The organism is Gallibacterium genomosp. 1 (assembly GCF_001678575.1).
Classification (GTDB): Bacteria; Pseudomonadota; Gammaproteobacteria; order Enterobacterales; family Pasteurellaceae; genus Gallibacterium.
The window spans coordinates 1-13588 of record NZ_JTJP01000054.1 but is presented as its reverse complement, the minus strand read 5'-3'; the positions used below and the strand labels follow the sequence as shown (position 1 = coordinate 13588).

12 protein-coding genes and 1 pseudogene are annotated in these 13588 nt (G+C 36.0%); 1 reads left to right on the top strand and 12 read right to left on the bottom strand.

Annotated features, from left to right (window positions below; genetic code table 11):
- The coding region (locus QV04_RS09640; protein WP_065233421.1) for a DUF2877 domain-containing protein at positions 1-675 on the top strand (675 nt) is incomplete at its 5' end.
- Positions 676-703: 28 nt separating this feature from the next.
- Here the strand turns inward: QV04_RS09640 and QV04_RS09635 are convergent.
- The 12 genes and pseudogenes from QV04_RS09635 to QV04_RS11370 all read right to left on the bottom strand — a co-directional run.
- Positions 704-1933 (bottom strand): cytosine permease, encoded by a 1230-nt coding sequence (locus tag QV04_RS09635; protein ID WP_065231737.1) that lies wholly within the window; start codon positions 1931-1933, stop codon positions 704-706.
- Complete coding sequence (locus QV04_RS09630; protein WP_035687879.1) at positions 1926-2327, bottom strand: glutamyl-tRNA amidotransferase; 402 nt, start codon at positions 2325-2327, stop codon at positions 1926-1928. Before QV04_RS09630 ends, QV04_RS09635 begins: the two co-directional genes overlap by 8 nt.
- A gap of 10 nt (positions 2328-2337) precedes the next feature.
- Positions 2338-3759: a DUF1116 domain-containing protein gene (locus QV04_RS09625; RefSeq protein ID WP_035687882.1), complete on the bottom strand. Its 1422-nt coding sequence runs from the start codon at positions 3757-3759 to the stop codon at positions 2338-2340.
- On the bottom strand, positions 3752-5275 hold the full coding sequence (gene fdrA / locus QV04_RS09620) for an acyl-CoA synthetase FdrA (protein ID WP_039151239.1): 1524 nt from the start codon (positions 5273-5275) through the stop codon (positions 3752-3754). Before fdrA (QV04_RS09620) ends, QV04_RS09625 begins: the two co-directional genes overlap by 8 nt.
- A gap of 8 nt (positions 5276-5283) precedes the next feature.
- On the bottom strand, positions 5284-5949 hold the full coding sequence (locus QV04_RS09615) for a cysteine hydrolase family protein (RefSeq protein WP_039133141.1): 666 nt from the start codon (positions 5947-5949) through the stop codon (positions 5284-5286).
- 222 nt (positions 5950-6171) lie between these two features.
- Positions 6172-7074: a LysR substrate-binding domain-containing protein gene (locus QV04_RS09610; protein ID WP_035687890.1), complete on the bottom strand. Its 903-nt coding sequence runs from the start codon at positions 7072-7074 to the stop codon at positions 6172-6174.
- Positions 7075-7179: 105 nt separating this feature from the next.
- Entirely contained in the window at positions 7180-8700 is a 1521-nt protein-coding gene (locus tag QV04_RS09605) for a xanthine permease (RefSeq protein ID WP_035687892.1), read from the bottom strand.
- 12 nt (positions 8701-8712) lie between these two features.
- Positions 8713-10131 carry a DUF1116 domain-containing protein gene (locus tag QV04_RS09600; RefSeq protein ID WP_039096645.1) on the bottom strand — a complete coding sequence of 473 codons (1419 nt, stop codon included), beginning with the start codon at positions 10129-10131 and terminating at the stop codon, positions 8713-8715.
- A gap of 2 nt (positions 10132-10133) precedes the next feature.
- Positions 10134-11681 carry an acyl-CoA synthetase FdrA gene (gene fdrA, locus QV04_RS09595; protein ID WP_035687897.1) on the bottom strand — a complete coding sequence of 516 codons (1548 nt, stop codon included), beginning with the start codon at positions 11679-11681 and terminating at the stop codon, positions 10134-10136.
- 14 nt (positions 11682-11695) lie between these two features.
- Positions 11696-12283, bottom strand: a complete 588-nt coding sequence (locus tag QV04_RS09590; RefSeq protein ID WP_017805451.1) for an ankyrin repeat domain-containing protein — start codon at positions 12281-12283, stop codon at positions 11696-11698.
- 19 nt (positions 12284-12302) lie between these two features.
- The gene (locus QV04_RS09585) at positions 12303-13214 is read right to left on the bottom strand and encodes a LysR substrate-binding domain-containing protein (RefSeq protein WP_052121764.1); all 912 of its coding nucleotides are present in this window, start codon (positions 13212-13214) and stop codon (positions 12303-12305) included.
- A gap of 221 nt (positions 13215-13435) precedes the next feature.
- Positions 13436-13588, bottom strand: a pseudogene (locus tag QV04_RS11370) (IS1595 family transposase); the annotation flags it as partial.

The following is a 13588-nucleotide window of genomic DNA, read 5'->3' as shown; positions in this document are numbered from 1 at the left end:
AAAAATTTTGAATTAAATTGTACATATAAGGTTATTAGTGTTTTCGAACAAGTGGTTAATTTGAAAAAAGGTAATAAAATTTATGCCATAATGAATCAAAAAATAAAGCCCGCACCTTATAGTTTAATATTAGAGAATGAATTATTCTTATCTATAAAAAATAATATTTCTAACACGCTTTTTATTCCTTATTTTTCTGTAGAAGAATTTGATTGTACGCTATTTCCTCAAAATAACCTATTAACAGCAAAAAACATCTCAACTTTTTTAGAGGAAATTATAAGACCTCAAGATATGTTTGAAGTTGTTTTTCAACAAAGAAGAAAAACTGCAAAACTCAAAGAAATGTTGGGATTAGGGCGAGGACTTACGCCCAGTGGAGATGATTATATTGTTGGCTATATGGCAGCATATTATGCTGAAAATAAAGGAATTTTTAAGCCATTTGAAGAAATAGCAATCTTAGCTAAATATTGTACAAATGAGATTAGTGCAAATTATATTGAAAATGCTAGCCGTAGATTATTTAAACAGGAGATTTTAGACTTAATGAGAGAAATAGAAAATAGAGAGTATATTAATAATATGATGAGTTTTGGTTCCTCTTCCGGTATTGATCTATTATATGGTATTTTTGATTATATTAATAACAGAGATCTTTTTCATAAAATATAAAAGGTTTCATTACGAAACCTTTTGATTATTATATTTTAGAATATTTTGTGAGTAACAAATAACATAGTGAAGCCATCAAAATAGAATCAATAGATGGAATAAAAGTTAATGTAAAAAAGCCTTTTACGGTGAGAAACCCTATTAGGGATCCAATAAGCCAAGCAAAAAATGCAGGATATTTAACTTTCGCTTCGTTTTTAATACTATTCTCATCATAGCCCATTTTCCTATTTATAAAGTAGTCTGTAATATAAATTCCACAAATAGGAGGCGTTGTTATACCAAGAAATAATAAAAATGGAATAAATAAAGCCATTATATCTATACTACCAATCAATGCGGTAATGATACCTAATACAATTGTAATTTTCCATTTTTTCAACTGAGGGAACAGTGTAGAAAAAACTAATGTTCCTTGAAACATATTCCCAGCATTTCCTGTTATGCAAGCAAATATAAGTACAATATAAGCTGGTAATAAACTACCAATAATTAGCATTGCATCAAGTAATGTATTTTTTCCTGTTAATGAACTTGGTGTTGCACCAATGATAAAAAGGAAAGGATAAGCAATACTAAAGGTTAAAATACCAGCAGTAATAGCTTGTTTTTTATTTTGCGTAAAACTACCAAAATCAACAGAAGTAGTAACTAAAACAATAATTGTTCCTACAACAGAAGAAATTGCTGCACCAATATTCATTGTGTGTAGTGCTGTATTTATAGAAAACTTGCTTTTTAAAGTATGATATAGAATAAAAAACATTAGCATAGCTATAATTGGAACAGCCCATTGAGCAACTTTGCTAAGAAAATCAAAACCAAATGTAGTTGCACTTACGAAAATTAAACAACCAAACACAACAATTATAGGTAAAGGAACATATAAATTAAATTGAGTAAATAGAAAATCTTGTACGGTATGTCCAAACATATTAGCCGTAACAATAATCCAACCTAATAAACTGATTGCCATTAACATATTGATCGCAGTCGCACCTTGAGAACCGAAAGTAAATTTAATAATTCCGTAAGTGGGCAAGCGAGCTTTAACACCTATTGACATATTGATTATTGCGAGCAATGTTAATATTGAACTTCCTACAATAATAGCAAATAGCATTTTAGAAAAAGGGAGTTGGCTCCCTAGACTTGAAGAAGCTAATAATACAGGCGTAATTAGAATTCCCAGCAAAATCATTGAGATTTGAATAGCTGAGGCATAAGATGTGGGATTAGAACACTTTTTGTTAGCCATTGTGTTTCTCCTTATGTTGATTCTGATAATAACGCCAACCTCCCATATGGCTAATCTCGATTTGTCCTTGGGTAAGCCAATTCTCACCTAAAACACCTAATACTTGATCCCCATTAGCTAAGTGTACTTTGCCTATGGTTAATCCGTTTGGCTCATTTAATAGAATAGTAGCAAGTGCGGTTGGATTTATTGCCCAAATTTCAAGCTCAACAGCATAAGCTTTTTGAGTTGTTCTTTGCATTGCTGGATGAATATCGTTGATTGACCATAAACGATAGTATTCATCAGTTTTATCTTCACGTATAAATTGAGCTCCAACATTAAGTAAATTATGATTAAGCTCTAACCCTCGCATTAATGTTCCATTTACTGCAAATAAAATTTGTTCACACATTTTGACCTCCTTATTCACTATAAGTAGAGTAGTTTTGATAAAACGCATTTAAAGCTTGGGTGAAACATTGCATTGGTGCAGTTGTAATTCCAGCACCGATTTGCCCTATACCTGCCAATTTGTGTGCAATGCCTGTATTTATAATAGGTAGAATTCCCGTATCTACCACTTTTCGAATGTCAATACCTGCTGCGGTTGGTATGAAGTTTAATGTTGGTAAGGTAAATGCGGGATTTTGCCCTAAGCTAATGCTTTGCATCATCACACTATTATTAAGTGCATCATTTGTGCTTCCTCCTACAAATTTGACAATAGCTGGGGAGGATGCCATTGCAAAGCCTCCTACGCCTGCAGTTTCGGTTATTGCACTATCACCAAGATCTGCGGCAGCATCGTTTATATCAAAATTAGGGAAAAATAATCCATTGACTGAATTTGCTGGAGCTTGAAACCATTGTCCCTTCATTGATGAAATTTGGATACCAAAATTAACACCATTTCTTGCCATTACGGTTACCATTGTGCTGTGAGGTATGCCTTCTGCTGCTACCAACATTGTTTTACAAGCTGCCATTGATAAGTTGAGGAAAAAATGATCATTATTAGTGATAAATTGGATAGTACGTTCAATGTGTTCTAAAGGTTGGTTAATTTTAAGTAAGAACGGTAGGATTTTTTTAAGAAATAATCCTGTTGCTGCAGCATTACGATTATGAACTTCATCCCCCATATGTAAAGCTTGTGCCATTATAGGTTTCAACTCAATGGGACCACTTAACTTAAGTGTGGCAGATAATGTTTCGGCAAGTTCCGTTTTCATCCAGTTTAATCGTGTTATCACGTCTGGATTATTAGCACCAAAACGTAATACTTTACCCAATCCCTCATTAAAATTACTAAAACAGCGGTGATGATTATGTGCCATATCCTCGATAACCCATACAGGCATAGAAGGACTAATAATTCCTGCCATTGGGGCAACTGCGTCATAGTGATGGCAAGGTTCAAAAACAATTTCTCCTTGTTCAATCAGTGATTTAGCAGCTTCTTTTGTGTTAGCCCATCCCTCAAATAAAATCGCTCCGATAATTGCACCTTGCATTGGACCACACATCGCATTCCATTGTATAGGGGGACCTGCATGGAGGATACGCTTTTTCTCTATTAACTGCGGAATTGCTTTTCCCGCTGGTAAAATATCGACTAAAACAGGCTGTGAAGCTAAATAACGAGAGAGTGCAATTTGATTGGCTTGATTGATTTTTGAGCAATTAATCAACGTTGCTAAAGTTAATCCAGCTTGCTTATCTCCCTGAGCTGGAGGTTGCCAATGTAAGTGCTGAACTGTTCCCCCAGCTTGCTGAATATTTTGTGCAAAGTTTTCTAATCCAATATTAATGATTGAAAGAGGCTGCTGAAAAAGATTATTCATTGATATTTCTCCTTTGCAAGATTTCTAATGCCATATAAGCAGATTCTGCATTATTGTTTGCAATAAGCACGCCCATATCTTGTAATTGTTTTTGGATCAAGAATTTATCTTGGACATCTTGAGCTGTACCACAAATATGAGCAATGAGATAAGGTGGTGAGTTCTGTTGCCGAATTTTTTGAAGAATAGGTAGTAATGTTTCCATTGGATTCAGATTTGAGCCATAGCCTAAAATGAGATCAAAAAGGAGTACCGCGACTTCGGGATCCATACCTTCTTGTAAAAGGCGTTGATTGCGTAATGTTGGATCAATCATTGGATGAGGTTTTCCTTGAGTAAAGAAATCATCACCAAGATCTAATAATGTATGTTGTGTACTTCTATTTATCTCTTTCAACATCGTTGCTTCATCAATAGGTGTATTGGAATACAAAGGTAACCCAGCTTTATGCAGAATTTGTTGAGCTTCAAAACAAAATGTACCGCCAGAGAAAACACCACGTAAATATTTTTGCTCTCTTTTTAAGGAATATTGATACGTTGGAAAACTAGGTGGGATATAAGAGGGAATACGTTGTTTTCTTAACAAAGCAACCGCAACTTCTGCTGTATGTGCTAGGGTTTCAGCATAATAAAGATTACTCCCGCTATTAGCATCAGGGCTTTGTCCTAAGAAATGGATCACAACAGGCTTGTTTATCTGTTCTGCTTGTTTTTTTATTACATTTGCAATATCTGATGCAGGTGGTTTAGAGATCAATACTATGACTTCTGTATAGCTATCCCGTGCTAATAAGTTCATTGCATATTGCATCGAAAGTCCACCAATTTCTTGGTGCAAATCTTGCCCTCCTGTACCTATTGCTTGAGATATTCCTTCGCCAAGTTTATCAATACCACAGGTGACTTCTTGTAGCCCAGTGCCTGAGGCAGCAACAATACCAATATGACCTTTACGAACAATATTGGCAAAACCTAGCGGGATGCCATTGATTATTGCTGTACCACAATCTGGTCCCATAACCAATCTGTCTTTTTGTTGTGCAAGCCTTTTTATCTGTTTTTCTTCTTGAAGAGAAACATTATCGCTAAAAAGCATAACGTTTAATCCAGTATTGAGGGCTTTAATCGCTTCAGCTGCAGCATATTCACCGGGTACAGAAATAAGTGCTAAATTAAGTGCGGTGTTTTTTTCCACCGCATTTGACAGGCTTACTATTTGTGTCTTTTCACTATTTGTCGTTGTTTGTTCTGAGCAAGAAAAAAATGATTGTTTTGCAAAATTAATTGCTTTTTCACATTCCTCTTTCCTTCCTTTCACTGCGATGATCAAGTCATTGGGCTTTGCATTAATTGGTGGAAATTCAGCTTCTAATAAACGGGCCAAATTTGCGGGTGTCCCCATTACTACTGAAGCTTGCGTAATTCCTTCTATTTGTAAAAGTTTGGCAGAAATTTGCATTAAAGAAACGGAATCTTGGTAAAGATTTGGTAATATTGAATATTGGATAGCCATCTTTTCACCTATGACATTAATGCGTTGATAATCTCTGTTGATGTTGAAACCCAACCGAAAATAGCCCCTTGTGCTTTGATCATTTTCAGTGCATATTCTTGAAACTCAGGGAAATATGAGCCAACACAATCTTCAGGAATAATACATTCATAACCGCGATCATTTGCTTCGCGAACCGTCGTGTTTACGCAAACTTCGGTGGTTACTCCACAGACAATAAGTGTTTTAATTCCACGATTTTGTAAGATTATGTGTAGATCGGTTTGATAAAATGCACCTTTCCCTGGTTTATCTATGATCGGCTCTCCTGCAATAGGATAGAGTTCAGGAATAATATCGTGTCCTTCTTCTCCACGAATAAGAATACGCCCTTTTGGTCCACATTCGCCAATAAAGGTTTTCCCGCCCCGTGTTAATTTTGCTGGAGGACAATCACTTAAATCAGCACGATGCCCTTCACGAGTGTGGAGAATAAATATCCCAGCTTGACGAGCGGCAGATAACATCCTTTTACAAGGTTGAATTGCTGAACGAACGAGATTGACATCATTACCTAAGGCTTCTCCAAATCCACCTGGCTCAACAAAATCGCGTTGCATATCGATCATTAATAATGCTGTTGTTTGAGGATTAAAGGATAGTGGGAAAGGTTCAGCTTGGAATTGTTTTAACATAATGAATATCTCCTTTTGTTGATAACAATTTATTTTTCTTGAAGGGATAATATAAAGAAAACCTCCTTAATCATAGAAAAATAAATTGATGAATTAAAAGGAAATTTATTGAAAATAGCGTGATATGACGGCAGTAAAAAAATATTTTGTGAACGAAATCACAAGATATTTTTATGATTCAAAAGAATTGAATAATAAATTCAAAATTTATTAATTAAAAAATTACTGGCACCAAATGTTTTGTATATGAGGTTGCATAATATAATCTAGACACCAAGTTAATACTTTTCCTTGTACACTACTATTCCAAGCATAAAATAATTGTGTAGGTTGTTTTTGTTCTGAAATTGGTTTTTTTAATACTTTTCCTTGATCAAGTAATAGTTTTACTCGATGATGAGGGATGTATCCTATTCCTAATCCCGCAATAATAAGGTTAATTGCCGTTGAAAGTTCGGAAACGTAAATCACTTTCTGCCCTTCTAATGCCCAAGAAACCTGCTTATTCATATTAAAAGCAGTATCTTTTACCACGATAGCTGGATATAAACGTAATTGTTCTGAAGTCAGCACCGTTGTGAATGGGGCAAGAGGGTGATGAGGAGCTACCACAAAATCCCATTCTATTTTTCCAATTGGATGATAAACGATATTTTCGATTTTGGGGGCTGTATGTGGTGCTCCAATAACAAGATCGGCTTTTTTCTTATATAAGGCTTCCCAACACCCGTTATAAACTTCGGTATGGATTGAAAGTTCTGTTGCTGGAAAAAGTGCGGTTATTTTTTCGGTTAATTTTGCAAGAGCATCGTAGTTAATAATATTGTTTACCACAATAGTAAACGTCCGTTCAACGCCATTTTCAATGGTTCTAGTCTGTGTGATTAAATGTTCATAAGAATGTAGTAACCATTGGCTATGGTAAATAAAATATTTCCCCGCTTCAGTAAGCTTGACTTGCCTTCCTGAACGATCAAAAAGAATAACGCCGAGTTCGTCTTCAACTTTTTTAATGGTGTAACTAATTGCGGAAGGCACTTTGTATAATTTTTCTGCTGCAATGGAGAAATTTCCTGTTTCCGCAATAGTATGAATGAGTTTTAAAACATCGGGGGATAGGGGCATACTGTTCTCCTTTTCTAATTCTTTTTTAGTATAGCATTGAAAATAAAGGAGGTGGGGTGAAATACGTGATCTAATTCTTTCACCAATTAGATCACGTTAAAGTAATTAATTTGCTATGGGTTGTTCTCTTCTATCTAATAGATATTTTAGAATAAATAATCCTGCAATCATTATATAGGAAATTAGGAATATCGTAGGAGAATCACCACCAATAACTGGGTGGGCCTGATGGATAATACCAAAAAATGCCAATATAGCAGCTAAACCAGCACTAATTGCACCTTTTGTTGGTTGATTAGTTATCGCAAAAATAGCAATACAACCCCAAAGTAAAGATGACAGGGGGGCCCCACTACCTAAATGAAATAATCCTGTAAAATCTACACCGCTCTTTTCTAAGATTGACCAACCTAATTGATTAGCATTGGTACCAACACTTTTGAGTGTATTATTAACGGTTGTCAATGCCCAAGCACCAATCCAAGGAAAAAGACATACAAAAATCACGGGTACTTCTAATTTCGGAGTTTCCCTTACTACTTGATTAGCTGTAACAATACCAATAAAAATCAAAATAGGAGCGATCGCTGCCATCGGGATAAGTGAGAGTAAAAAACCTCCTAATCCTAATAGGCAGACGAGGAACATAACAATACCTGTTGCTAAAGTATATCCAATACCCGCCCCCATTTCTTTATAAGCTGTATGTCCAACATAAACGGTAACAGGGAAAGGATTTCCCATTAATGCACCAAACATTGTTGAGCAACCATTGGCAATCATTACGCGTCTAGTTGGGTAAGGATCACCAGCAGCGTGAGCACTTTCGATATTCTCTAAGTCGAAGACATAATTTGCCAGTGCTAAAGGAACTGCCGAAGCTAGGTAAGGTGCGGCGATACTTAATCCCTCAATAAAAGAAGATAGATGCAGTTTTGGTGGATTAAATCCCGCACTGTGTAGGGCTTGTCCAATTTTGCTTGGATCTTGTAATCCAAAAAGCCAAGCTAAAGTTGTGCCAACAATTAATAAGAGTAACCCTGTTGGAACTTGTTTGAAGATGGGTGAACGTCCAAACCAATTGATAAAAATCAAAACGAGTACAACGAATGAGACAAGAGGTGTATGAAATGCTTGCAGCATAGGATTCATTGCTAATAGCAATAAACCTAACCCAGCTAAACAAGAAAGTAAGACAGTTCTTGGAACGGCTTTTCTTAACCAGTCTCCCATAAATGATCCAACAAAGAGAATAAATCCTTCGACAAATCCCCACACTAAACCAATTTTTAATGCTAGTTCATAGTCTTGAGTTTGTTGATAAACAGGTAAAAGGACTAAGAAAGTGACAGTAAATATAGAGGGGGCACTAGGTCCCGAAGGTAAGGCAACAACATCAGACCGATTGCTCTGTTTTGCTAATATTTTTGCAAAAATAACATAACAAATACTAGCACAAAGAACAGCTAAACCAAATGCAGGAACAACGCGGCCGAAAACAATTTCTGAAGGAATACCTACAACTAAAGTAAGTAAAGCAATCATCGTAAGAAGATTGGTAAGATTATTACTAAATAAGCCAAAAAAGGCAGCCCAATCTCCTTTTTTCCAAAATTGCGTTTTCATATCGTCTCTCCTTTATTTTGCGTAAGTTTGACCAAAGGCAAATAAGGCTTTTTGAAATGCCTCCATTGGCGGATGAACAATTCCAGCTCCAATCATTCCGATACCAGCATCTTTATGGGCTATTGCCGTATTAATGACGGGTAATAGGTTATTTTCCACCACTTTTCTAATATCAATCCCCGTAGGTATCCCCATAAAATTGAGTGAAGGTATAGTAATATTTGGATTGTTTCCAATCGTAATTTGATTCATTGTTTTACTATAACGTATAGCATCTTTAACCGTTCCACCTACTAAAGATACAATCGCAGGAGCCGCAGCCATAGCAAAGCCACCTATTCCATAGGTTTCTGTAATTGCAGAGTCACCAACATCTAAACCTGAATCTTCAGGTTTGTACCCCGCAAACATTGGGCCTATAACTTGTTGAGCTGGCCCTGTAAACCATTGATTTTGCAATCCTGCAACACGAATACCAAATTCCGTGCCATTTCTTGCCATTGTTGTCAGGACTGTTGAATAAGGAATGCCTTGAGCTGCATCTAATGCCGCTTTACAACACACCATCCAAGTTGGGCCTGAAAAATAGTCTGATGACGCGATAAAATTAAAAACGTCTTTTTTATCTTTGTTACTAAAATGAGTTTCTAAAATATAGGGGGTGAGTTTTTGATTTAATAGCACTGTACCAGCGATATTACGGTTATGACATTCATCTCCCATATGCAAAGCCTGAGAAAGCATAAGTCGTAAATCAATCCCATCATCACAAAATGTCATCGCCTCTGCCAACATCGGACCAAGAATATCTCGCATCCAGTTTAAGCGATCAATAACACTTTGATCATTCGCCCCCATTCTTAAGATTTTCGCTAGTTGCTCTGATAAATTAGTAAATGCGAAATTACCATGAGTTTTATTTTCAACAATATGTACATACATTGATGGGCTAGTTACGCCTGTCATTGAACCAACAGCTTGATGTTCGTGGCAAGGTGAGAATTTTATTTCACCACTTGCAGCAAGCTCTTCAGCTTGAGTAAGATTTTTAGCCCATCCTTCAAAGACGATCGCACCTGTAATTGCACCACGCATAGGACCATTCATTTTTTCCCAGTTAATAGGAGGACCTGCGTGCAAAAGCATTTTGTCTTGCATTCCAGGAATTACCTCTTTGGCTTTTCCATAGCCAATTAAAACGGGACTTGCTTGTGTTATGCGTTGAAAAGCTTCTTGATTTGCAAGATCTATTTTTTGTGCAATTTCTATTTGTTCTAAATGGGTTAATGTTTCAATTAATGGTAAGTTTCCCCCACCTGCTGGTTGCCAGTCTAGTTGATATACCTTAGCTGATTGCTTTATTAAATCTTCAGCAAAACGTGCTAATCCTATATTGATAATATTTAATGGTTGATTAAATAAGTTACTCATTATTATTCTCCTTTTGCTACAAATTCCCTAGCTAACAAACCAGCGTTAGTTGAGCTAGAGGCGATAGTAATGCCAGCCGCTTCAAGTTGTGCAACCTGGTTCTGTACAGAAGGCTGATCTAATTCAGTTCCTAATACATAAGCTAAGATTTCCAAATGCCGTCCTGATTGTTGTGCTTCTCTTTTTACTTGTAGAAGTGCAGGCAATGTTTCTGCTATAGGATCAGGATTTGCACCAAAGCCTAGAACAAAATCAAGCAATAAAACACCAACCTCTGGATCACGTCCCTCTTGTAAAATTCGTTCTATGCGATAGCTTGGATCAATCATTGGATGTGCTTTACCATTGGTAAAAGAATCATCGCCAAAGTCAATAAATGTGTGTTCGATTGATTTATCACTGGCTTGTAATTTATAAGCTGGGTTTGTTTGAATATTCGAGTAAACGTTAGGATACTTTTCTAAAGCAGAAAATAGGGCTTCATCACATAAGGTTCCACCACAAAATAAACCTCGAATGTAGCGTTGCTGTGGGTTAAGTTTTTTTTGTACCTCTTTAATTAAAGGTAAATTTAATGCGTGTTTATCGATACTTTCTTCTGGAATACCAGAGGCAATGACCGCCGCCATTGCAGCTGGTTTGCTATGAGAATAAATATGAATATGCGGTGCAGCTTTAGTTTCCTCTTTATAGCCTAAAAACCAAATAAAAATAGGTTTATTAATATGTTCACAAGTGGATAAGATTTTTCTCGCGATTGTAGGTGCTGGCGGTTTTGATACGACAATAATAATGTCTGTATTGGGATCTTCAGCAAGCATTTGTAATCCATCTAACATCATAATGCCCCCAATATCTTCGCTAAGATCTCTTCCTCCTGTTCCAATTAATTGGGAAATGCCACCTCCAAATTCGTGTATTCTTACTGAAATTTCTTGAGCTCCAGTCCCTGAAGCTGCGACAATACCAATATTGCCACCTCGAACTTTATTCGCAAAGCCTAAACCAACGCCATTAATTATGGCTGTACCACAATCTGGTCCCATCATTAATAAACCTTTTTGATGAGCTAATTGCTTTAATTTCAATTCTTGCTCTATAGAAACATTATCAGAAAATAACATAACATTTTTATTTAGATTTAAAGCTTTTTCAGCTTCTCTTGCAGCATAAAGACCATTTACAGAAATAATGGCTAAATTTGTTTCTGGGTGTTTTTCATTAACCGAATTAATACTATGAAAAATGTCATTTTCTGCCTGTGTATCATCAAAAGGCTTTCTAATTAATAATTTTTCAACTTCTGATAGTATTTTCTGTTCGCTAGCCCCCTTTTCCAAAGACAATGCAATCATTAAGTCTGAAGGCCCAGCTTTTTCTAACTGACTATCAAATAAATGTGCTTCTTTTAAAACTGCTTTATTCATTGGTGTGCCCATTGCAATTTGAGCTTGAATAACCCCTTCTAATTGATTAACTTTTGTAGAAATTGCCATTAATGTAACGGAATCAAAGTATGTATTTGGTTTTAACTGATTAAGTAGTAGCATAGCCGTCTCCTTATTTATAAATATTCTTCGATAATTTTCGCAATTTCGTGATAGCCTTTACGATAAGCGAGTTCTAAAGGAGATACCCCCCATTCATCAGTCATAGTTGGATCAGCATCATGGTCTAATAATAAACGAACAATCCGTTGCATTTTTTCACCGCCATCATTCAAAATAATAGCTTCTATCAAAGCAGTCCAACCTACAGTATTTGTCAGATTGACATTAATATCCGTATTTTCTAACAGAAAACGTACAATCTCTTCGTGTCCTTTTTCGGCCGCTGGGGTTAAACCATTTCCCCCGAATCGCGTAAGACAAGTTAAATCACAGCCTAGTTCTACCATAAGCTTGACAAGCGTTAAGTCATTATGAATACATCCCTGAATAAAAGGGTTAAAACACTTGTTATCTTGAGTATTAATATCCGCTCCATTCGACGCTAACCAACGCACAGCATCATATTGCTTGTTTTGTGCTGCGATAAGTATAGGGGTTCGTTTTCCTTTATCTCTTGCATTGATATCAGCACCATTTTCAAGTAGTAAACGAAGCTGTTCAATATTGCCTTCGGCAGCGGCAGTAAATAGTTTAACGTTCATTTTTTCTCCTTATTTGTAGTTAATTTAACCATTGTGAACGATATTCATCCGTACAGAATATGGTTAATAGATGGTTCAGAATTTGGCTTTGTTGTTGATTTTGCCAAGCGTAGTAAACCCTCACAGGTTGTTTATGCTCAGCAATGACTTTTGTTATCACTTTGCCTGAGGTTAAAGCAGGGATTGCTATTCGTGCTGGTAAAAAGCCTATACCAACCCCTTCAGCAATCATTGAAAGTACCATTTCTAAATCAGCCACATAAAAAACTTTTTGCCCTTTCAATGCCCAAGTTTTCTTTTGCTGTAACGCTATAGATGAGTCGTGAACAACGATAGCAGGGTAGTGACGTAGTTGAGAAGCTTGTAAAATAGAGTTTTCTTTTGCCAAAGGATGACAAGGAGAGACTAAGAATATCCATTCAATATCTCCTAAATATTCTGTACTGATATTTCCTTGATTAAATGGGGGATTCTGCGGAGCACCAATCACAATATTTGCTCTATTTTCATATAATGCCTCCCAAGCACCGTTATAAACTTCGGTACGGATAGAAAATTCTGTGGCTGGAAATTTTTCTGAAAGCGAGGAAAGAAGTTTAGGAATTGGATTTGGATTAACAATGTAATTGAGGGCGATTGTAAACTGTTTTTCTATGCCATTATCAATTTGTGCGGCGTTACATTGTAATTCATTTAATCCTTGTAAAATCCAGTCTCCCTTTTCTAAAATATATCTTGCTGCTGGGGTAAGTTGAATATGTCCATTAGTTCGAGAGAATAACTTAATGCCAAGATCATCTTCCATCTTCTTTGCTGTATATCCAATTGCTGATGGAACCCGATGTAACACTTTGGCAGCTTCACTAAAACTCCCTGTTTTAGCAATAACTTGTAAGATCCGAATCGTATCAGATGATAATCCTATCGCCATAAATATTCTCCTTAAATATCTATGCAAAATTTAGAAAATAGTTCATTTCTAAAGACAAAAAAATCATAGCAAGAATAGAAGAGAGGTAAAGCAAAAAGAATTGAATGAGATTTGCAAGAAATTTGTTGTAGGATACTGTGTAATGAACAAAAAATAGGGACTAAAAGAAGTAAATAAGAGTAATCAAATTATAAAAATTTAGGGGCTGTAGTAGATTAGCCCTAAATTTCACACCATTTTCGCAATATTTTTAACTGTTCTTTTGGTGTCCCAAAGTTAAACCGAAGTTCACATTCCTTCAAGAATAAAGGAAGTTTTTTCGGTTAATTCCATTATATTTTCGCAGTATCCGCTTCGCCTGATTCCAAAAATTT

What these genes read in the sequence shown, in the direction of transcription:
- QV04_RS09635 (WP_065231737.1), bottom strand. Translation starts at nt 1,933, where the DNA reads ATGGCTAACAAAAAGTGTTCTAATCCCACATCTTATGCCTCAGCTATT.
- QV04_RS09630 (WP_035687879.1), bottom strand. Translation starts at nt 2,327, where the DNA reads ATGTGTGAACAAATTTTATTTGCAGTAAATGGAACATTAATGCGAGGG.
- QV04_RS09625 (WP_035687882.1), bottom strand. Translation starts at nt 3,759, where the DNA reads ATGAATAATCTTTTTCAGCAGCCTCTTTCAATCATTAATATTGGATTA.
- fdrA (WP_039151239.1), bottom strand. Translation starts at nt 5,275, where the DNA reads ATGGCTATCCAATATTCAATATTACCAAATCTTTACCAAGATTCCGTT.
- QV04_RS09615 (WP_039133141.1), bottom strand. Translation starts at nt 5,949, where the DNA reads ATGTTAAAACAATTCCAAGCTGAACCTTTCCCACTATCCTTTAATCCT.
- QV04_RS09610 (WP_035687890.1), bottom strand. Translation starts at nt 7,074, where the DNA reads ATGCCCCTATCCCCCGATGTTTTAAAACTCATTCATACTATTGCGGAA.
- QV04_RS09605 (WP_035687892.1), bottom strand. Translation starts at nt 8,700, where the DNA reads ATGAAAACGCAATTTTGGAAAAAAGGAGATTGGGCTGCCTTTTTTGGC.
- QV04_RS09600 (WP_039096645.1), bottom strand. Translation starts at nt 10,131, where the DNA reads ATGAGTAACTTATTTAATCAACCATTAAATATTATCAATATAGGATTA.
- fdrA (WP_035687897.1), bottom strand. Translation starts at nt 11,681, where the DNA reads ATGCTACTACTTAATCAGTTAAAACCAAATACATACTTTGATTCCGTT.
- QV04_RS09590 (WP_017805451.1), bottom strand. Translation starts at nt 12,283, where the DNA reads ATGAACGTTAAACTATTTACTGCCGCTGCCGAAGGCAATATTGAACAG.
- QV04_RS09585 (WP_052121764.1), bottom strand. Translation starts at nt 13,214, where the DNA reads ATGGCGATAGGATTATCATCTGATACGATTCGGATCTTACAAGTTATT.